Below are 19,246 nucleotides of genomic sequence, written 5' to 3' on the forward strand. Positions count from 1 at the left end.
CGGCCGGCTCACAGCTGGACGACGTGACCGACCCGGGGCGGCGTACGACCGGCGAGGACGTCGAGCCACGCGTCCCGCAGGGCCTCGGGACCGTTGCCGACCCGCACGTCGAGCCACCCGCTCGCCGCCGGGACGAACCGCTGCCAGGCTTCGGTGAACCGCCTGTCGAGCCCGTCGCGACCCCAGTCCCGGCCGCGCTTGCGCATCTGCACCGGCGCGAAGAAGACCTCCCCGGCGGCTTCCGCGTTGGGCGTCTGGTTGGTGAGCCCCACAGCGATGTCCCGGACGAGCCGGTCGCCGAGGTGGGCGCGCAGCGCGGCCCGGGTGGCGGGCGCTCCGGACAGGTCGAGGTACACGGTGGCGACCGCGTCGAGGGCGTCGATGTCGTCGTACGCGATGACGTCGTCGTAGCACCCGAGTGACCGCGTGAACGCCACGTTGCCGGGCGAGGTGAGCCCGACCAGTCGCGGGCCGCGACCGTACAGCTCGGACGCTGCGGCGTACGCCGTCTTGCTGGACGCCGACGACAGGACTATCGACCGCGCGCCGTAGAAGTCGTTGTCGACGACCTGGTCGGCCAACATGAACGAGGTGAAGAACAGCGGCCGGAACAGGATCAGCAGGTCCTCCTGATCGGCCTGGTAGACCGGGTCTCCGGCCGTCGCCCGGTACGCGTTGTACGGCGAGGGCAGTTCGGCCCGGTGCGGGCTCGCGTCGCGAAAGCCGGACGCGTCCACCCGGTCCGGGCGGACCACCAGGTGGCCGGCGGGCGGCAGGTAACCGTAGACCCGTTGGCCGACCTCGACCCCGGTGACCGTCGAGGCGACCACGTCGGCGAAGCCCCACAGCGGCGGAAGACCCCACTGCGGCCCGAGCCCTCGCGGGCCGGGCGGGAAGAACTCCCAGTAGCGCATCGCATCGCCGAGCACCGCGTAGGTCACGTTGTTGGCGGTGAGGCCGACGCGATCCACGCGCAGCAGCGCCGCACCGTCGGGCGGCGCGGGCTCCCCGGAGTCGGCGATGGTGGTGTGGCGCAGGTCGGCACGGGCCACGGCGAAGGTCCACGAGTCAGCCATGGTGTGACGCTAGACAGCCTCGAATGAGGAGACAAGTGCACTGGGAGTGCAAAATCCCACTCGGCGGTCAGGGCTGGGGCGCGGTGATGTGCCGCAGATGCCCCAACGGCAGGTGCGGAGGCTGCCACTCCAGGAACAGGGCCGTGGCGTCGTCGTCGAGCTGCTCGTCCTGGTACGCGAGGACGGCGCGCACCAGGCGGCGCATCGTCTCCGGGCTGGGCAGCCCGTCGTTGAGGGCGCGGTTGACGAAGTCGACGAGGCGGTCCCGCCCGAACCGCTCACCGTCGGCACTCCTCGCGTCGGTGATGCCGTCGGTGTAGGCGAGGATGCGATCGCCCGGGTGCAGCTCCTCCTCGTACACCTGGGGTCTTGCCTCGGAGAGGTGACCCAGACCGAGCGGCAGCGCGGTAGGCCCCGGCAGCTCCCGGATGGCCTTGCCGTCGCGCAGCAACATGGCGCCGGGGTGACCCGCGTTGATGATCCGGAGCTGACCGGTGCGCCGGTCCAGTTCGGCGAGCAGCGCTGTCGCGAAGTAGCTGGGGTGCTCGGAGCGCACCCACCGGTCGATGCTGATGGCCGTGTCGACGAGGTCGAGGCCGGACCGGCGGGCGTTGCGGTACGCGCTGACCACCAGCGAGGCCAGGGTGCTCGCCTTGATGCCGTGCCCGCAGGTGTCGAAGAGCCCGAGGCTGAGCACGTCGCCGTTCAGCGCGTAGTCGAAGATGTCGCCGCCGACGTCGTAGCACGGTTCGAGGATCGCGGTGATCACCAGGTCGTCGGTCGCGAAGGTCAGCGGCGGCAACAGCCCCCAGACGATCTCGGCGGCGACCTGCATCGGCAGGCGCCGCCGCATCCGCTCGACGACATCGCCGTAGAGCCGACGGTTCACCAGGACCTGGGCGACATTCACCGCCAACTCCCAGGCCGGCCCGTCCAACGCTGTGTCGGCGGCGGCCGGCGACACGACCTCCAGCACGCCCAGCCGCTCGCAGCCGAGCAGCAGGGGCACCCAGAGGCGGTCCGGATTGTCGGCGGCACGCTGCACGTCGAGGGTGGTGAACGCCCGACCGGCCAGGGTCGTCTCGATAGTCAGCTCGTCCCGGGCGATACCGGCGCCCAGCAGTGGCACGAGACAGGACTGGTTGTAGTCGGCCAGATAGATCACGATCTCGGTGGCGCCGACTGCCGGCGCGGCCCGGGTGACCAGAAGCGACAACTCGTCCGGCCCGCCCCGGGGTGCGTTGAGCTGCAACCAACGCGACGCATCGCCGGCGTCGACCAAGCTCCACCTCCCGTGTCCTGACCACCGTAGAAGCCCGACGGCGAACTGCCAACGTACGAAGGGTGCAGGAGACGAGGGACTCCCTGCTGCCGGCGGCCCCTGCCCGCCGAAAGGCGAATACCGGTCAGCTAAAGCGATATTGGGTTTAGGTCAGTTTTGAGGTATTAGATATTAAAAAGTCCGATTACGTCCCATCTGCGGTTCGGAGTGCGGGTGTCACCTGCCGACTCGGCCGACGTCCGGTGAGACGCATTCGTGAAAGGGCACATCGTGACAACCACACTATTGCGCCGACCTCGGCGCGCGGTCATGTCCGCGTTGACGGCCGTCGCCGCCGGCGGCGCGGCCGTCGCCGTCCTCATCTTCAGCGGCACCGGCGCGAGCGCGGCCGAGGCGCCGGTCAATCTCGGAACGGCGGCGAACTTCTCCGTGCTGGCCGGCTCAACGGCCACCAACACCGGGCCGAGCTTCCTGGCGCAGAGCCTCGGCGTCAGCCCCGGCAACACCGCACCCGGCTTTCCGCCCGGCATCGTCGGCGGGGAGATCCACCTCGGCGACGCCGTGGCACTGCAGGCCAAGAATGACCTGACCACGGCGTACAACGACGCCGCCGGTCGAACGCCGTTCACCAACCTGCCCGCGGAGCTGGGCGGCGCCACACTGACTCCGGGCGTCTACCGGATCGGCGCCGCACAGCTGACCGGGACGTTGACGCTCAACAGTCAGAACGACCCGGCGGCGGTATTCATCTTTCAGATCGACTCCACCCTCATCACCGCCTCGAACAGCAGCGTGGTGTTCATCAACGGCGCCTCGCCCTGCAACGTCTACTGGCAGGTGGGCAGCTCGGCCACGATCGGCACTGGCACCCGCTTCATGGGCAACATCCTGGCCCAGACGTCGATCACCATGAACACCGGCGCCACCCTCCAGGGCCGCGCCCTGGCGCAGACCGGGGCGGTCACCCTCGACACCAACACGATCAACGCGCCCGTCTGCCTCCAGCCGACGGGAACCCCCACGTCGACCCCGACCGGGACACCGACCGGCACGCCCACCAGCACCCCGACCGGGACGCCAACCGGCACCCCGACCGGCACGCCGACCGGGCAGCCCACCGGGACGCCGACCGGCCAGCCCACCGGGACGCCGACCGGCCAGCCGACAGTGGTCCCCACTCGCACCGAGTTGCCCGTCACCGGCGGTAGGGGTGGCGGCGGCCTGCTGCCCGCCCTGACCGCGGTCGGCAGTATCGCCATCGCCAGCGGCGCAGCCCTGCTGCTCCTTCTGCGTCGACGCCGACAGCTCGAGTCCTGACCGAGGTGCCCCGGCGGCCGGATGACCGACCGCCGGGGCACCCCCAGGACGCGCCGCTGCAGCGCATCCAGCTGCCCAATCTCATACTTTCGGCTAGTAATGGACCGCACTTTCGGGTAACGTGCACACCGCACCACCTGAAACGACATGACGCGGCGGCGAGGCCCGTGGTCGTGGTCCTGTCGACAGCACATCGGATTCTCTCCGGTCGTCCTGGTCGACGGGCGGACACGGAGAGGACCAGCCCATGCTCACGACTGTCGAACCCACGGTCAGCACCGCTGCCAGCCGACGGAACGCCGGCACGGACGAACTGATTGTCGAGCTGGCCACCACCGCGGCCGACGACCCGCGCCGACCGGCCCTGCGGGACCGCGCCATCGAGGCGTGGTTGCCGCTCGCCCGCCACCTGGCCCGGCGCTACTCGGGGCGCGGCGCCCCCGACGAGGACCTGACGCAGACCGCGATGGTCGGCCTCATCAAAGCGGTCGACCACTTCGACGCGACGCGGGGCGTCGACTTCAGCGGGTACGCCATCCCGACCATCGTCGGGGAGATCAAGCGATACTTCCGGGATCGCACCTGGTCGGTGCGGGTGCCGCGCCGCCTCCAGGAGCTTCGGCTGTCGATCAGCGCCGCCAACAGCACGCTGACGCACACCCTGGGCCGCTCGCCGACTGTCGCCGACATCGCGAGCTACCTCGACGTCTCCGAGGAGACCGTGCTGGAAGGGCTGGAGGGAGCCCGGGCGTACCGGGCGACCTCTCTGTCCACACCCACCGGCATCGACGGAAGCATGGAACTCGGCGACACCCTCGGGGAGCGGGACCACGAGTTCGACCTCGTCGACCTCCGCGTCGCTCTCGGTCCGGCGCTCGCCACGCTGCCCGAACGGGAACGCCGGATCCTCAGCCTGCGGTTCCACGGCAACCTGACCCAGGCCCAGATCGCCGAGCAGATCGGCGTCTCCCAGATGCACGTCTCCCGGTTGATCACCCGATCGTTGGCCACGCTGCGCGGGCACCTCGCCGCCGACTTCGCCTGATCCATCCGACCGCCGCGGCGCGTCCGCCCGTCGGCGTTCAGTCCCTCCCTCAGTGTTCGGGCGGAGCGTGCGCCATCGCGGTGAGCAGGGCCGACACCGGCACGGTGGCGAAGCCGACCCGCGCGTCGCTGGCGCCGTACGGCAGCCACAGCTCGCCGTCGTGGATGAGTCCGCCGCAGGAGTAGACGACGTTCGGCACGTAGCCGTCCCGCTCGGACCGTTCGGGGGCCAGGAGCACACCGGGAAGATATGCGATCACCCGATCCGGTCGGCGCAGGTCGAGCAGGAGCGCGCCGATCGCGTACCGGCGCATCGGGCCGACGCCGTGGGTGAGCACGAGCCAGCCCGCCTCGGTCTCGATCGGAGAGCCGCAGTTGCCGACCTGGATCAGCTCCCAGCTGTCCCGGGGCCCGTGCAACGGGACCGGGTGTTGCCAGCGGTTGTCGGCGTCCAGGACGGTCAGACCGATGGTCTCGCCGTCGGCGCGGCACAGCGCCAGGTGCCGACCGCCGACGGTACGGGGGAACAGTGCGATCCCCTTGTTGCGGGCTCCCGGCCCCCGCATCGGGGTCATCTCGAAGTGGCGCAGATCGGGGCTCACCAGCGCCCGGGTGGCGATGCTCCGGCCGTCGTAGGCGGTGTAGGTGGCCCGGTACACCGGCCGCGACCCACCGGTGAACAGGACGAACCGGGCGTCCTCCATGCCGTTGCTCTCCGCCGGGGTGGCCGGCCAGAGCACACGTTCGTGCAGAGCCGTCCCGGCGGGAAAGGCAGTGGCGTAGCTGCCGGCGTTGGTGCGCCGCAGGTGTTCCAACGTGTCCAGCCCGGTGCTGCGGGACAGCAGGTCCGGCGGCAGATCACCGAGGACCCGCTCGAACGTCGCCTCGTCGTACCGGTCGGGCAGCGCGTCCAGCACCGTGGCGGTGACCTCGTTGTCACAGTCCTTCTCGGCCAGACCCGCCACGAGCAGGTCCCGGCGGTGCCGCACTCCCGTGCGCTGTCCGACCACCAGCGGGCCGGACCGGTCGGCGACGGTGAGCTGGCGGCCCGGCCCGAGAACCGCACTGGCGAATCCGACTGACGACAGGTGACCCTCGCCGATCTGGCGGAGACTGACCGCCACGCGCAGCTGCCCGGCGCTCAACCCGCTCTGGTCGGGGTGGGCCACCATCGACGGGTTGCACAGGGCGGCGGCCTCGACCGCGTACTCGTGGCTGAAGTAGGCGCCGACCAGGAGTCGGCTGGTGGGCGAGAGGTGCCCGGTCCGGGCGGCGCGGTGCCGCACGAGGTCGTAATGATGCTGGAACGTCGCGGCGAGGTCGCGGTGCCGGGCACCGAACCGTTCGAGGGTGTCCCGCAGCAGGCGGGCCGTCTCTTCGTCGTCGAGGTGCGCGACACGCTCGATGAGCGCCCGCGCGCGGGTACGTACCACAGCCGCGTCCTCGCCCGGGACGAAGAGCTTGACGACGACCCGGCGGGGATCGGGGGTGAGGGTGACGTCCTGCCGGACGGCCAGGACGTCGGTCACGACCACCGCCGGGCGTGCTGGAGGGTGGAGATGAGCGCGAGGGTGGATTCGGCGCCCTGGTTGAGGTTGGGACCGTGCGCGGTCAGCCCGTCGTAGCCGCCGCCGGTGCCCGGATCCCACATCGGCGTGCCGAGGTCGTTGTCACCGAGGAACCAACCGATCGCCTGCCGGAGCCCGTCATCCCAGGCCGGGTCGCCGGTGACCGTGGCGGCCGTGGCGCAGGCGTCCGCGAGGGCTGCGACCTCGATCGGCTGCTGGTCGTGGTGGAACCGTACGGCGCCACGTCGCCACCCGGCGGCGGGTACGACGGACAGGTGCCCGTCGCGCAGTTGGACGTCCCGCAACCAGGCCAGCATCCGCAGACCCTCGTCGAGGGGCGGGCCACCGTGGCGCAGCTGACTGGCGACGATGACGACCTCGGCGAGGGCCGCGTTGGCGTAGGTCAACCGCTGCTGCGGCCAGGGCCACCGCGAGTCGGGGTCCGGTGGGCCGACAGCGCTGGCCGCGTCCGCCAGCAACGCCGCCGCGGCCACGTGGCCCGGGTGGCGACGCAGCACCTCGGCCGCGCCGAGCCCGGCGAACGCCATCGCGTGCGGCGCGGGGGAGCGCCGCGCCGCACCACGGCTGAAGGCGACCAGCGCCTCCTCCCGTACCCAGGCGGCCGGACTGCGGGCGACGGCTGTGCCCAGCCCCCACAGCGCTCGGCCCCACCAGTCGCCGAGCCCGGGTTCGTCGGCCCAGCGCCTGTCGTGCCCGAGCCGGTTGCGGAAGGCGCCGGTGGCGTCCTGCGCGTGGGTCAGGAAGGCGAGGTACCGTTCCGCGAGTCGCAGCAACTCCTCGGTCGGCTCCGGCTCGCGACACAGGACAACCAGGCCACGGGCCACGTCGTCGGTGCAGTAGCCGTGCTCGCGGCGGACGATGGCGTGCCGGGCGTGCTCGAACAGGCCGGTGTCGTCGCTCAGCCGGACCAGGTGCGCGAAGCTCGGCACGGGCGCCGTCATCCACCGCCTGCCGGAGGTTGCCCGGGAGCGGCCGGCGGTCGCGGTCATGCGGACGCCACGCTCACTGCGGGCGGGCGGACGGCGGTGAGCCGCTCGGCGAGGGTGCCGTAGCGGGCTGCCACCGCCGGCCAGCGCAGATCCGCGGCCAGTGGCCGCACCCGGCCGGCCAGCCGGGCCGCGAGGCCCGGCTCGGTCAGGATCCGCCGGACCGCCAGGGCGAGCGCCGCCGGGTTCTGATGGGGTACGACCAGGCCCGGCCCGCCGGTGAGCAGCTCGACGGCGTGCGGGAACGCCGTGGCCACGACTGGCACTCCGGCGGCCACCGCCTCGATGAGCACGCCGGAGGTGACCTGTTCGCGGGAGTCGTACGGCAGCACGACGACGTCGGCGGAGCGGATCAGGCGGCCGAGGGCCTGCTGGTCGTGGTAGACGTCCTGGTAGTCCACGGCGTGCGCGATTCCCAGTTGGGCGCCGAGCCGGTGCAGCCCCGCCCGGTACGTCTCGCCGTGGTGCTCGATCACCTTCGGGTGGGTCCGGCCCGCGACGGTGTAGGTGGGCGTCGGTTCCAGGTCCTGCAACCGGGCGAGGGCGCGCAGTGACCACTCGATGCCCTTACCGGGGCCGATCAGTCCCCAGGTGAGCAGGTGCGGACGGGTACGCCTGTCGACGGGCACGCCGGCGAGTTCGGCGGCGCCGTGCGGGATGACCGTCACCTTCTCCGCCGGCACGTCGTAGCCGATGAGCAGCCGGTCGCGGGCGGTGTCGGTCATCGTGACGACCGCCCCGGCGGTGGCGACGATCTGTTCCAGCAGGGACTTCTGCCGGCCGGAGGGCTCGCGCAGCACGGTGTGCAGGACCACGATGCTCGGCACGGTGAGCCGGCGCAGCAACGGCAGGACGTCCTCGCCGTCGGTGCCCGGGTAGATGCCGTACTCGTGCTGGACGATTGCCACGTCGAAGGTGTTCAGGACGGCTGCGGCGTCCCGCCACCCGGCCGGGGTCCGCGCCGACCAGGTGTGCACCACGCCGGGCCCGGGCCGCTGGTCGTCGCCGTGGTCGGTGACCCGCACGATGCCACCGCGCGTGCCGTCCGCGGTGAGCTGGGCGGCGAGGGCGGAGTTGAAGGTGGCCAGTCCACACCGCGTCGGCGGGTGAGTGCTGAGGAATCCGTAGCTGGGCATGAACGTCGGGCCTTCCGGTTGTCGGCCGCCACCCGGGTACGGGGGCAGCCTCACGCGGTGACGGCGTACGCCGGTCAGCGTGTGTGACCGGCGGAACGTGTTCGGGAGGGGGTGGTCAGCTACGGGTGGGAATCAGACAAGTGTCGCCCGGTCGGGAACGACCTGTCGCTCCACGGGTGCGGCGGCACCACGGCGGATGAGGCGCTCGTAGACGGCGAGATAGTCGGTGACCATCCGGTCCGCGCCGAAGCGTTGCCGGGCCTGTTCCCGGCAGGCGGCCCGGTCGAGGCCGGCGACCTGGGTCACCGCGTCGACGGCCTGCTCGACGGTGTGGACGAGGCGACCCGTCACCCCTTCGTCGACGACCTCCGGCATGGAGCCCCGCGCGTACGCGATGACCGGCGTGCCGCAGACCATCGACTCCACCACCGACAGGCCGAACGGTTCGTCGAACGCGATCGGGTGCAGCAGGGCGGTGCTGGAGCCCAGCACCTCCGCGCGTCGTCGGGGGCCGACCGAACCGAGGAAGACGACCCGGTCGTCGTCGATGTGCGGGGCCACCTGCTCGGCGAAGTACCGCTCGTCCTGCACGATGCCGCAGATGGTCAACGTCCGGCCGGCGCGGCGGGCGATCTCGATGGCGGTGTGGATGCCCTTGTCCGGGTGGATCCGACCGAACGCGGCCAGGCCGGGGCCGGCGTCCCGGGTGAACGGCAGACCGGTGAGGTCCACGCCGTGGTGGACCGTGGCGACGTAGTCGAGCTCCGGGGCCCGGTCGGCGTCCGAGATCGACACGTACGACGATGCCGCTCGGGCGTAGGCGGGCAGGATCCCCGCCCCGGAGAAGCCGTGCACGGTGGTGAGCAGTGGGGCGTGGCAGTGCTCCGCGAACGCCAGCGGCAGCCAGTCGAGGTGGCTGTGCACCAGGTCGAACTCCGCCGATCTGGCGAACGCGTGGGAGACGTGCATCGCCTCCCACACCCGGCCGTCCAGGTCCGGGTCGTCCGCGTACCCCCGCGGGGCGATGCCGTCGAGGCGGGCGGAGGTGGCCGAGTCCAGCGTTGCGAAGAGCGTCACGTCCACGCCTCGTCTGGCCAGTCCCTCGGCGAGCAGGCCGGTCACCTGTTCCCAGGGACCGTAGTGGTGCGGGGGTGTGCGCCAGGCGATCGGCCCGAGCAGCGCAACCTTCACACCGATGGCGCGTCGGCGAGGTCGGCGGGGTCGAGGTTCAGGGTGGCGAGCAGCCCGGAGTGCTTGGCCGGGTCGACCCGCTCCGGCAGCTCACGCTCGACCCAGTCGGCCCGGGCCTGCTGACCCCGATCGCGCAACGCGCTGACGATCCTGTGCTTGGCGATCCTCATCTGGTGCTCCCCTGGTTGAGCCGTCCGAATCGTGCCTGGACGGCGGTGTGCGAGCGCGGGTGGGATGCCATCCGCTGCCGTCATCGGAGACCGAATGTGCGGTATCCGGTGCATCCGACTGGCGGGCCGAAGGTCGAGGACGATCAGCACGCGGCAGCGGTTGGGATGACGATCGGTAATGCCCTGACGGGCTGGTGGCGGCGACATCCGGCGGCCACCGGGGGCCCCGGGCGACATGCCCAGCGTACGCCCCGGCCAGTGCGGCTGCACGCGCACCGGCCGTGCCACCCGGCGGAGGTCGCTGCCGCGGCGGTCCCGGCCGCTGCGGCGTACGCTCGGAGTACTCGCCGCCGCACACCCATTCGACCCGGTCGCCGACTTCCCGTGGCACCGATGGCCGGCCCCTCCCCCCGCACCGGCTCGCCGGGCCGCGACGGTTTGTCGACGGCCCGCCCTCAGCCCGCCACGCTGGCAGTCAGCCGTGCCGGGCACCCATCGGAAGGCGGCGGATCGTCATGACCGCACCCCCGAACAGGCACATCCAACCCTCCACCATCAACGGTCACGAGGGTCCCGTCGATTCTCGCCCGGCTCCCCTGCCGCCGGTGGTGAAGCGATCGCGAATCGGGGATCTGTGGATCGTCGCAGTGGTGTTCGCGGTCATGCTCCTGCTGCTCCTGATCTTCGTACTTCAGAATGGGCAGCAGGCCGAGGTGTCCTTCTTCGGGACGCACGCGGCCCTTCCCACCGGCGTGGCGCTGCTGCTGGCGGCGGTGATCGGCGTCCTTCTCGTCGCCCTTCCCGGCACTGCCCGGATCCTCCAGCTCAGGATGCGCAGCCGCCGTTCCTCGACGCCCCCGCCGGGATGGCCCTCGTCCAGTTCGGTCCCCCTGTCGAGGACCGGCGTCGCCCCGGCTCCGCCGGCGCCCCGCCAGGACGGCTGAGTCATGCCCGCCACCGCGCGAACCGCCGCCACGATCTCCGTCCCGGCCCCGACCGCCCCTCGGCTCACATCGGTTGGCCGTCGGACCGCACGTGGTACGCATCGGCTGGTTCGCACCCTCGACCCTGCCGTGCTGGTCGCCACGACGGGCAGGGACGACCAGGTCGACCTGCTCGTGGTGCCACCCGACACCGAGCCGGAGGCAGCCGCGCGGGCGATGACCGCCGCCGCGGATCCGGCCAACCGCAGGCGAGCGCCGGACATCCTGGCCACCGCCCCGCGTCCGGGTCCCTCGGCGACGTGATACCCGGTCAGGGCTCCAGCACGACCTTGCCCGGCCGGCTGCGGGCCTCGGCGAAGAGCAGCGCGGCGGAGACCTCGGTGAGCGGGTAGCGGGCGGCGATCTGCGGCACGATCACGCCCTGACGGAGCAGGTCGAGCACGATGCCGAGGTCGGTACGCAGCCGACGCCGGAACGCCGCGGCCCGGGTGCGACGGCCGGCCCAGAAGTTGTAGAACCGGACCCGGTGACCGTTCGGCAGGGCGTTCCAGGTGTAGAGCCGGGCCAGCAGCTTCACGAAGACCCAGACGATCGAGCGCGCGGAGCCCGTGGCCGAGGCGGTGCCGTAGACGACAAGCGTGCCGCCGGGGGCGAGCAGCCGGTACGAGGTGCGGACGCCCGGGCCGGCGACCGGGTCGAAGACGGCGTCGACGCCTCCGGGAGACAGCGCGCGCACCCGCGCGGCCAGGTCGGGGTCTCGGTAGTCCAGCGGTTCGACGCCGAGTTCGCGCAGCGCCGCGTGGTGTCGCGGAGCGGCGGTGCCGATGACCCGCAGCCCGAGGTGGCGTCCGAGTTGGACGAGCACGGTTCCGACGCCGCCGTTCGCGCCGTGCACCAGGACCGTCTGCCCGGCCCGCAGGCGGGCGCCGTGCAGCATCTGCCAGGCGGTCACCCCGTTGACGACTACTGTCTCGGCCGCGGCCGGGTCCAGACCGGGCGGCACCGGGGTGAGGTCGTCGACGCCCACCACTGCGTGCGTGGTCCAGGCGCCGGTCTTGGTGACCGCCGCGACCCGGGTGCCGACCAGCGAGCCGTCGCCTCCCGGTCCCACCGCCCGGACGGTGCCGACGAGGTCGTAGCCGGGCACGAACGGAAAGGCCGGCTGGCCCGGGTAGAGGTCGCGGCGCATGCTCTGTTCGGCGTACGAGATGCCGGTGGCCTCGACCTCGACGAGCGCCTGACCTGCGGCGGGAACGGGCATCGCGCGTCGGCTGACCTGGAGCCCGTCCGGCTCCACCACGCCGGGCAGGACCACTTCGGTGATCATCCTGTCGGTTGTCATCGCGGTCTCCTCTTGTTTGTAAGTGTGCACTCACACACCTATCAGGTCGAAAAAGTGGGCCGCCCGGAAGCGGCCCGGTGGTGCGGATGTCGGGATCAGGGGTGACGGATGCCTGCGGTCAGCGCGCGGGCCCACGGCTCGGGCACCTGCTCCAGGCCGGCGGTCACGATCAAATGGCAGAGCTGGCCGTACGCGAAGAACTGCTGGACCTGCGCGTCGCTGGCGCCGGACCGACTCGCGACGAAGGTGGCGACCCGCCGGTAGCCGGCGCGCACCGCCTCGGCGATCTCCGGGACGTCAGTGACTGCCTGCGCCTGCACCTGGAACAGCAGGAGGTCACGGTCGGCGATCAGCTCGGCGTAGGCGTCGCCCATCGCCTCCAGGACCCCCTCCGGGCCGACGTCTCCGGCACGCTCCGCCCCGGCCTCCAGCGCCACGACGATCCGCTCGAAGCACGCCCCGGCGGCGGCCACGAACAACCCGAGCTTTCCGGCGAAGAGCCGGAAGACGTACGCCTCGGAGATGCCGGCGGCGGCTGCCACGGCGGTGACCGGGGTGGCGTGGAAGCCGGTGCGCGCGAACGCCGACACGGCGGCGTTCAGAACGGTGGCCCGGCGGGCCTCGGCGGTGGATCGCATGTTTGTAAGTGTGCACTCACAAACAAGCCCCGTCAACCCCGCTGGGCCGACCGTGGCCGCGTCTCGCGGCAACGCCCTGGTGGGGCTCGGTGCTCGGCTGCCCCCGTGGGTCCCTGTTCAGTTCACGGCAGTGGCGTGGTCATATGCCGCGCGACTGGTGTCGACGTCGTCCATGTGTGCTTCAGCCCACACCTTGAGGCCACGCATCATGTGGTGCAGGGAGAGGCCCAGCTCGGTCAGCTCGTAGGAGACCGTGACGGGCACTGTTGGTGTCACGGTGCGGCTGACGAGGCCATCGCGTTCGAGGGAGCGCAGGGTCTGGGTGAGCATTTTCTGGCTGACGCCGGCCAGGAGGCGAGACAGCTCCGAGTAGCGCATCGGTCTGGGCTCACCGGTGCAGTCGGGGCCGCTGCCGAGTGCGGAGAGGATCAGCGTGACCCATTTGCCGGAGATGCGTTCCAGCATCTTGTGGCTCGGGCAGGCGGCCAGGAAGGCGTTGTAGTTGTCCCTGTTCTGGGTTCGTTGCTGGGCCGCCGTCGTCGGTGCTGCCATCACGCCCTCCTCGGACCGCAGGGTGCGTCACATCCCCTTGTAGTCCTAGCTTCCCATCGGGAAGTTGCCCCTCGATGGAGCGGGTCCCGCGGTCAGCCGGAGACGCTCTTCCTCATCGGTTGATCCGATCCAGTTCGGCGAGGTCCGCGGCGGACAGGGAGAGGCCGGCGCCCGCGACGTTGTCCCGCAGGTGGGCGACCTTCGAGGTACCCGCGATCAGCAGGATGTTGGGCGATCTCTGCAGCAGCCAGGCGAGCGCGACGGACATGGGCGTGCTCCGCAACCGCTCCGCCACCGCCGAGAGCGCCTCGGACTGCAGCGGCGAGAAGCCGCCCAGCGGGAAGAACGGCACGTATGCGATGTTCTCGGCCGCGAGCCGGTCGATGAGCTCGTCGTCGTGGCGGTGAGCGAGGTTGTACATGTTCTGCACGCCCACGATCGGCGCGATGGCCTGCGCCTCGGCGACCTGCTCGGCGGTGACGTTGCTGACGCCCAAGTGGCGGATCAGGCCTTCCCGCTGCAGTTCGACGAGCGTGCCGAACGCGTCGGCCAGCGATCCGGGCTGGGGGCCTTCGGCGTTGCCCATACGCATGTTCACCAGGTCGAGCGTCTCGACACCGAGGACTTCGAGGTCCTCGTGGACCTGCTTACGGAGGTCTTCGGGCTGCCGGGCGACGGGCCAGCCACCCTGAGCGTCGCGGGTAGCTCCGACCTTGGTGGCGATGAACAGCCCTTCCGGGTAGGGGTGCAACGCCTCCCGGATCAGCTCGTTTGTCACTCGCGGCCCGTAGGCGCCGCTGGTGTCGATGTGGTTGATACCGCGCTCGACCACCTCGCGGAGTACGGCCACAGCGCCGTCATGGTCCGCGGGAGGTCCCATGACCCAGGGGCCGGCCAGCTGCATGGCGCCGTAACCGAATCGGGTCACCGTCGAGTCTCCCAGCTTCCACGTACCACCGCGGAGGGAAGCAGTCGACATGTCGTACCTCGTTCTCGTAAAAGGCCAGGTAAATCGGCTCCCTGGCCGGGTGTTTCTCTATCGTGGCTCGGTAGCTCTCCGTCGGGAAGTAGGCACCTTGAAGTGCGTAAGTAACCTTCCGACCGCCTGGTCGCGTCGAGTTCCGGGCCTGTCATCGCGGGGCCACGACACCGCGGAACGCGTAACGGGCGCCACCCCGCGGGTATGCCCTGGCGGCCGTTCGATGTTCCTCAAGGGCCGGGGTACAGGCGTGCCGGATCGCCGGGCCGCAGGCTGTCCACGCCGCCGTCAGGCGTGCTTGCCGCAACCGAGCCGAGCAGCGCCAACGAACGTGCCGACTCCGTATCGGGCTCGGCGTGGTAGATCACCAGGAGCTGCCCCTCGGCGCCCGCGACCGCGAGCTTGTCGCAGTACAGGTCGAGATCGCCCACCTCGGGGTGGTGCAGCCGGCTCACCACACCCTCGCGCCGCCGCACCTCGTGCCGGGCCCACAACTGGCGGAAACAGTCGCTCTTGAGCGACAACTCCCCCACCAGCGCCGTCAGTCGCGGGTCGTCGGCGTCCGCGGCCGAATCGGCGCGCAGCTGGCCCACCACGCTCTGCATCGCCTGCCGCCAGTCGCGGAACAACTCCCGCTCCGCCGCGTCCAGGAACACCGCGCGCAGCCGGTTGGCGCCCGGAGCGAGATTCGGCGACAGTGCCCGCGCCATCCGGTTCGACGCCAGGATGTCGAGGTAGCGGTTCTGCACGAAGGCCGGCATCGGGAGCTCCCGCACCAGGTGCAGGACACTGGCCGGCACCCGCTCGACGGCCGGCCGGACCGCCCGGCGCGACCGCGGCCGGGTCAACCCGATCATGTACGCGGTCGCCTCCGGGTCCAGCCGCAGCACCCCGGCGAGCGCGTCGAGGACCTGCACCGAGGGATGCCGCTCACGACCCTGCTCCAACCGCAGGTAGTAGTCGGCGCTGATGCCGGCCAACATCGCCACCTCCTCGCGCCGCAGGCCGGGCACCCGGCGCAGGCCGACGCCCGGCCCGAGACCGACGTCCTCGGGCCGGATCCGTTCCCGACAGGCGCGCAGAAAGTCGCCGAGCTGGTTGGTGGCGTCCATACCGTCGACGGTAGATCGCCCCACGACCCGGTGACTGGCTGTGTCACTACCAGGAACACCTCGCCCTGCCGCCCGGACGGACGCCGACGGACAGTCGTCGCAGGCCGATCTCCGGACCGTCCGCATATCCACGACGACAACGGATAGAGGAATGACATGAGCGACAACCTTCCTGGCGGCGCCCTGACCCCCGCCGACGGCCTCACCCTGAGCCGGATGGGCTACGGCGCGATGCAGCTCGCCGGCCCCCACGTCTTCGGCCCCCCGCGCGACCGTGCGCAGGCCCTCGCGGTGCTGCGAGAGGCCGTCGACCGGGGCGTGCGCCACATCGACACCAGCGACTTCTACGGCCCCAAGGTGGTGAACGAGCTGATCCGCGAGGCGCTGCACCCGTACCCCGAGGATCTGCACCTGGTCACCAAGGTCGGCGCGCGCCGCGGCGACGACGCCTCCTGGCTCCCCGCGCTCCAGCCGGACGAGCTGAAGGCCCAGGTCCACGACAACCTCCGGCACCTCGGCCTGGAGGTCCTCGACGTGGTCAACCTGCGGGTCGGCGTGGCGGAGGGCACCGGCGACGATCCCCTCTCCGAGCAGTTCGGCGCCCTCGCGGAGCTGCGGCAGCAGGGACTGATCCGGCATCTCGGGCTCAGCAACGTCACGCTCGACCAGCTCACCGAGGCCCAGGCCATCGCGCCGGTGGTCACGGTGCAGAACCTCTACAACCTCGCCAATCGGCAGGACGACGCGCTCGTCGACCGCTGCGCGGCGGAGAACATCGCGTTCGCGGCGTTCTTCCCGCTCGGCGGGTTCACCCCGTTGCAGTCCGACACCCTCAACGCCGTGGCCGCCCGGGTGGGCGCCTCGCCACAGCAGGTCGCCCTGGCCTGGCTGCTGCAACGCTCCCCCACCATGGCGTTGATCCCGGGCACGTCGACGCTGGCACACCTGCGGGAGAACCTCGCCGCGGCCGACCTGACGCTGCCGGCCGACGCAATCGAGGATCTGAACACAATCGGCGCCTGATTACGGAGTCGGACGCTCGCCGGCCCCGGGCCTCGCTAGTGCTGGTGGGGGCGGTTACGGATGAGGGTGAGCGCGAGGACGGCGGTGACGAGGAAGACGATGCCGCTGACCCGCAAACCGGCCTGGACCCCGGAGGTCATCGCCTCGGCGAGCGCCGACCGGACCGGAGCGGGCAGCGGCTGGTCGCCTGTCGCGCCGGAGGCCACCGCCGCCTGCACGGCGCTGCGGACGGGTTCGCCGACCTGGTGGGCGGCTAGGCGGTCGGGCAGGTCGGCCACCATCGTGGTGGTGAGCAGCGTGCCCAGCAGGGACGAGCCCAGCACCGAGCCGACCTGACGGGAGGCGTTGACCGCGCCGGAGGCCATGCCGGCCTGGGCGGGCGCCACGCTGGCCAGCGCCGCCGCCGTCGCGGGGGCCACCACCAGCCCGCTCGCGGCGCCGAACAACGCGAACAACGCCCAGCGGTGCCCGAACGCCGTCGTCGGCCCCTGCGTCGCGAGCCCGAAGCTGGCCACCGCGCCGAGCACCAGACCGACTGTGAGTGGCGCCTTGAACCCGGTGCGCCGGATGGTCCGACCGGCGGCGAAGGCCACCAGCACGTACGCGCCGAAGAGCACCAGCATGCGCCAGCCGGTGTCCAGCGGGCTGAGCGACTGGGCACGCTCGTGGAAGAGGACGAGCAGGATCGCCACGCCGGTGAACCCGAACAGTGACACCGCGGCGACGACCATGACGGCGCTGAACGACGGCGAGCGGAACAGGCGTACGTCCAGCATCGGTGTGCTGGTGCGCAGCTCGACCAGCACGAACGTGACAAGCGCGACGGCCGAGACGACCCACGCGGTCGCCACGACACCGCTGGCGTAGCCGTCGCGCCCGCCCTGGATCATGGCGTAGACGGCGGCGGCGATGGCGACGGTGCCGAGCAGCAGACCGGGCAGGTCGAGCCGTCCGGCGCTGGGCCGGGACTCGGCCACCCCGATCGCGGCGACGACGAGGGTGACCACGCCCAGCACGATCACCGACAGGTAGACGCTGTGCCAGGAGTGCTGGCGCAGCAGCGTACCGGCGATGAGCGGGCCGATCGCCAGCCCGATGCCGGAGGCGGCCGACCAGGCGGTGATGACCTCGGTGCGGCGGTGCGGGTCGGTGAAGGTGGCACCGAGGATCGCCAGGCTGTTCGGCAGGATCAGGGCACCGCCGAGGCCCGCTACCAACTGACCGGCGATCACCCAGGCCACGGTCGGGGCGCTGGCCACCACGGCACCGCCGGCGATCATCGCGACGACTCCGGCGCCGAACATGCGCCTGCGTCCGTACCGGTTGCCGAGCGTGGCGGCGGACATCACCAGGCTCGCCACGACCAGGGTGTAGGCGCTGGGGATCCAGATCACGGTGGTCGGATCGACCCGGAGGTCGGCCTGGATGGTGGTCAGGGCGGAGACCGTCGCGGTGATCTGCAGGAAGGTGATCATCGCGCCCAGGCACATGGCGATCAGGGTCACCGGCCGGGAGCCGCGAACGGACGTACGGGTGGTGACGGCCGGCCCGGGCGGGGCCGTGCTGCTGGTGGTCACAAGGCGTCCTCGGGTTGGAGTCCCGCTGACTTGCTTATGCAAAAGTCAGCGGTGCCCCAGTGAATCACCTGGCTAGCTTCGGCGCAAGCCAGGTAGGCTGGGTGCATGGAGGACCTTCGGGACGACCGCGAATCCTGGTCGATGGAGAACTGCTCCGTCGCCCGGGCGATGGACATCGTGGGCAGCCGTTCGACGATCCTGATCATGCGCGAGGCACTGCTCGGCACGCGCCGTTTCGACGACTTCGTCCGCCGCGTCGGGATCGGCGAGCCCGCGATGGCGGCCCGCCTCAAGGAGATGGTCGCCGCCGGTCTGCTCGAACGGATCCCGTACCGGGAGCCGGGACAGCGCACCCGCCACGAGTACCAACTCACCCGCAAGGGTCAGGAACTGCTGCCGGTCATCACCGCGCTGCGCAACTGGGGCGACACCTGGAGCGCCGACGAGGCCGGCCCCGGCGTCCTCGCCACCCACCACGACTGCGGCGAACCGGTCCGTGCGGTGCTCCGCTGCGCAGCCGGGCACGAGGTCGGAAGCGGGGACATCGACATCACCGCCGGGCCGGGCCTGATCCGCCGCACCTGACACCCCGGCCAGGCCGCCGGCCAGCGGGTACCGGTCAGCCGACCCGCTGGGCCAGCACCTGCCCCGGCCAGGTTCCCGAGCGGAAGGTCTCGGTGCGGGTGAACCCCTGACGTTCGTAGAAGGCCACCAACTCGCCATCGCCGCCCGCCCAGCAGTCGACCCGTAGCAACCGCACGCCGGCCCGCCGGGTTTCCTGCACGGCGTGTGCCAGCAGGGCCGACCCGAGGTGCCGACCCGCGAATCGTCGGTCGGAGACCAGGAGACGGACGTACCGCTCGGGCTCCTCGGCGGGCGTGATCGGTGACTGCGCAGGAGGCCCGGAGTCCAACACCAGGGCGCCGGCAGGCGTTCCGTCCAGTTCCGCGATGTACGGAAGGTTCTCGGTCAGGTACCGGTCGACCAACTCGACCCCGCCGGGCTTCTCCGAGAACGGGGTCGTGCCCCACTGCTCGGTGTTGCCCCGCGCGTTCATCCAGACCACCGCGGAATCGAGCATGGCCAGTACGGCGGCGGCGTCCGCCGGGCCACCGCGTCTGATTCGTACGCCACGGGTGGTGTCGTCCATGGCGAAACTGTAATCGTGGCCGTAGGAGGTGGCGGGGCGCCCGGCGGCCGCCCCCCCCCCGCCGCCCACCCCACACCCCCCCCCGACCCCCGGGCCCACCCCGGGCGGCGGGGCCCCCACGGAATCCCCCCCCCCGGC

Annotated in this window: 20 protein-coding genes; 6 read left to right on the forward strand and 14 right to left on the reverse strand. The window is 71.5% G+C overall.

All coding sequences use genetic code 11. The features are described from left to right. Nucleotides 1-8: 8 nt before the first annotated feature. Together ACLQ27_RS29500 and ACLQ27_RS29505 are read right to left on the reverse strand one after the other, a co-directional pair. A complete protein-coding gene (locus ACLQ27_RS29500) occupies nucleotides 9-1,076 on the reverse strand; it encodes a DUF2855 family protein (RefSeq protein WP_357490825.1) in 1,068 nt (355 codons plus the stop codon). 67 nt (nucleotides 1,077-1,143) lie between these two features. Then, nucleotides 1,144-2,358: a PP2C family protein-serine/threonine phosphatase gene (locus ACLQ27_RS29505; protein ID WP_357490827.1), complete on the reverse strand. Its 1,215-nt coding sequence runs from the start codon at nucleotides 2,356-2,358 to the stop codon at nucleotides 1,144-1,146. Between the two features lie 270 nt (nucleotides 2,359-2,628). On the opposite strand from ACLQ27_RS29505, the gene ACLQ27_RS29510 reads away from it, so the two are divergent. Beyond that, the gene (locus tag ACLQ27_RS29510) at nucleotides 2,629-3,675 is read left to right on the forward strand and encodes an ice-binding family protein (protein WP_357490829.1); all 1,047 of its coding nucleotides are present in this window, start codon (nucleotides 2,629-2,631) and stop codon (nucleotides 3,673-3,675) included. Between the two features lie 247 nt (nucleotides 3,676-3,922). Then, nucleotides 3,923-4,720, forward strand: a complete 798-nt coding sequence (locus tag ACLQ27_RS29515) for an RNA polymerase sigma factor SigF (RefSeq protein WP_357490831.1) — start codon at nucleotides 3,923-3,925, stop codon at nucleotides 4,718-4,720. A 49-nt stretch (nucleotides 4,721-4,769) separates the two neighbouring features. Here the strand turns inward: ACLQ27_RS29515 and ACLQ27_RS29520 are convergent, their stop codons facing one another. From ACLQ27_RS29520 to ACLQ27_RS29540, 5 genes are all read right to left on the reverse strand, one after another. After that, the gene (locus tag ACLQ27_RS29520; RefSeq protein ID WP_425869790.1) at nucleotides 4,770-6,248 is read right to left on the reverse strand and encodes a glycoside hydrolase family 130 protein; all 1,479 of its coding nucleotides are present in this window, start codon (nucleotides 6,246-6,248) and stop codon (nucleotides 4,770-4,772) included. Next, nucleotides 6,245-7,249, reverse strand: a complete 1,005-nt coding sequence (locus ACLQ27_RS29525; protein WP_357573431.1) for a glycosyltransferase — start codon at nucleotides 7,247-7,249, stop codon at nucleotides 6,245-6,247. Before ACLQ27_RS29525 ends, ACLQ27_RS29520 begins: the two co-directional genes overlap by 4 nt. 44 nt (nucleotides 7,250-7,293) lie before the next feature. Then, nucleotides 7,294-8,430, reverse strand: coding sequence for a glycosyltransferase (locus ACLQ27_RS29530; RefSeq protein WP_357573432.1), 1,137 nt, complete (start codon nucleotides 8,428-8,430; stop codon nucleotides 7,294-7,296). Between the two features lie 132 nt (nucleotides 8,431-8,562). Continuing rightward, the gene (locus ACLQ27_RS29535; RefSeq protein WP_425869793.1) at nucleotides 8,563-9,621 is read right to left on the reverse strand and encodes a glycosyltransferase family 4 protein; all 1,059 of its coding nucleotides are present in this window, start codon (nucleotides 9,619-9,621) and stop codon (nucleotides 8,563-8,565) included. Beyond that, entirely contained in the window at nucleotides 9,618-9,791 is a 174-nt protein-coding gene (locus ACLQ27_RS29540) for a hypothetical protein (RefSeq protein WP_357490841.1), read from the reverse strand. The genes ACLQ27_RS29535 and ACLQ27_RS29540 overlap by 4 nt, the downstream gene beginning before the upstream one ends. A gap of 605 nt (nucleotides 9,792-10,396) precedes the next feature. Between ACLQ27_RS29540 and ACLQ27_RS29545 the strand changes: the two genes are divergently transcribed. Beyond that, on the forward strand, nucleotides 10,397-10,735 hold the full coding sequence (locus ACLQ27_RS29545) for a LapA family protein (RefSeq protein WP_357573434.1): 339 nt from the start codon (nucleotides 10,397-10,399) through the stop codon (nucleotides 10,733-10,735). Between the two features lie 3 nt (nucleotides 10,736-10,738). Next, nucleotides 10,739-11,038 carry a DUF5994 family protein gene (locus ACLQ27_RS29550; RefSeq protein ID WP_357490845.1) on the forward strand — a complete coding sequence of 100 codons (300 nt, stop codon included), beginning with the start codon at nucleotides 10,739-10,741 and terminating at the stop codon, nucleotides 11,036-11,038. Between the two features lie 7 nt (nucleotides 11,039-11,045). Here ACLQ27_RS29550 and ACLQ27_RS29555 read toward each other — a convergent pair whose 3' ends face one another. The 5 genes from ACLQ27_RS29555 to ACLQ27_RS29575 all read right to left on the reverse strand — a co-directional run bounded on the left by ACLQ27_RS29555 (nucleotide 11,046) and on the right by ACLQ27_RS29575 (nucleotide 15,358). After that, nucleotides 11,046-12,077 (reverse strand): medium chain dehydrogenase/reductase family protein, encoded by a 1,032-nt coding sequence (locus tag ACLQ27_RS29555; protein ID WP_425869795.1) that lies wholly within the window; start codon nucleotides 12,075-12,077, stop codon nucleotides 11,046-11,048. A gap of 95 nt (nucleotides 12,078-12,172) precedes the next feature. Next, entirely contained in the window at nucleotides 12,173-12,715 is a 543-nt protein-coding gene (locus tag ACLQ27_RS29560; RefSeq protein WP_357490849.1) for a TetR/AcrR family transcriptional regulator, read from the reverse strand. Between the two features lie 117 nt (nucleotides 12,716-12,832). Beyond that, nucleotides 12,833-13,267, reverse strand: a complete 435-nt coding sequence (locus ACLQ27_RS29565; RefSeq protein WP_357490851.1) for a winged helix-turn-helix transcriptional regulator — start codon at nucleotides 13,265-13,267, stop codon at nucleotides 12,833-12,835. A 112-nt stretch (nucleotides 13,268-13,379) separates the two neighbouring features. Beyond that, a complete protein-coding gene (locus ACLQ27_RS29570) occupies nucleotides 13,380-14,246 on the reverse strand; it encodes an aldo/keto reductase family oxidoreductase (RefSeq protein ID WP_425869798.1) in 867 nt (288 codons plus the stop codon). A gap of 230 nt (nucleotides 14,247-14,476) precedes the next feature. After that, nucleotides 14,477-15,358 carry a helix-turn-helix domain-containing protein gene (locus ACLQ27_RS29575; protein WP_357490853.1) on the reverse strand — a complete coding sequence of 294 codons (882 nt, stop codon included), beginning with the start codon at nucleotides 15,356-15,358 and terminating at the stop codon, nucleotides 14,477-14,479. Nucleotides 15,359-15,514: 156 nt separating this feature from the next. Here ACLQ27_RS29575 and ACLQ27_RS29580 point away from each other — a divergent pair, with 156 nt between their 5' ends. Then, nucleotides 15,515-16,381: an oxidoreductase gene (locus ACLQ27_RS29580; protein WP_425869800.1), complete on the forward strand. Its 867-nt coding sequence runs from the start codon at nucleotides 15,515-15,517 to the stop codon at nucleotides 16,379-16,381. Between the two features lie 35 nt (nucleotides 16,382-16,416). Here ACLQ27_RS29580 and ACLQ27_RS29585 read toward each other — a convergent pair whose 3' ends face one another. Next, entirely contained in the window at nucleotides 16,417-17,958 is a 1,542-nt protein-coding gene (locus ACLQ27_RS29585; protein WP_357490857.1) for an MFS transporter, read from the reverse strand. A 105-nt stretch (nucleotides 17,959-18,063) separates the two neighbouring features. On the opposite strand from ACLQ27_RS29585, the gene ACLQ27_RS29590 reads away from it, so the two are divergent. Continuing rightward, a complete protein-coding gene (locus ACLQ27_RS29590) occupies nucleotides 18,064-18,543 on the forward strand; it encodes a winged helix-turn-helix transcriptional regulator (protein ID WP_357490859.1) in 480 nt (159 codons plus the stop codon). A gap of 34 nt (nucleotides 18,544-18,577) precedes the next feature. Here ACLQ27_RS29590 and ACLQ27_RS29595 read toward each other — a convergent pair whose 3' ends face one another. After that, entirely contained in the window at nucleotides 18,578-19,108 is a 531-nt protein-coding gene (locus ACLQ27_RS29595; protein ID WP_425869803.1) for a GNAT family N-acetyltransferase, read from the reverse strand. Between the last annotated feature and the right edge of the window lie 138 nt (nucleotides 19,109-19,246).

The organism is Micromonospora sp. DT63 (assembly GCF_049841615.1).
Lineage (GTDB): Bacteria > Actinomycetota > Actinomycetes > Mycobacteriales > Micromonosporaceae > Micromonospora.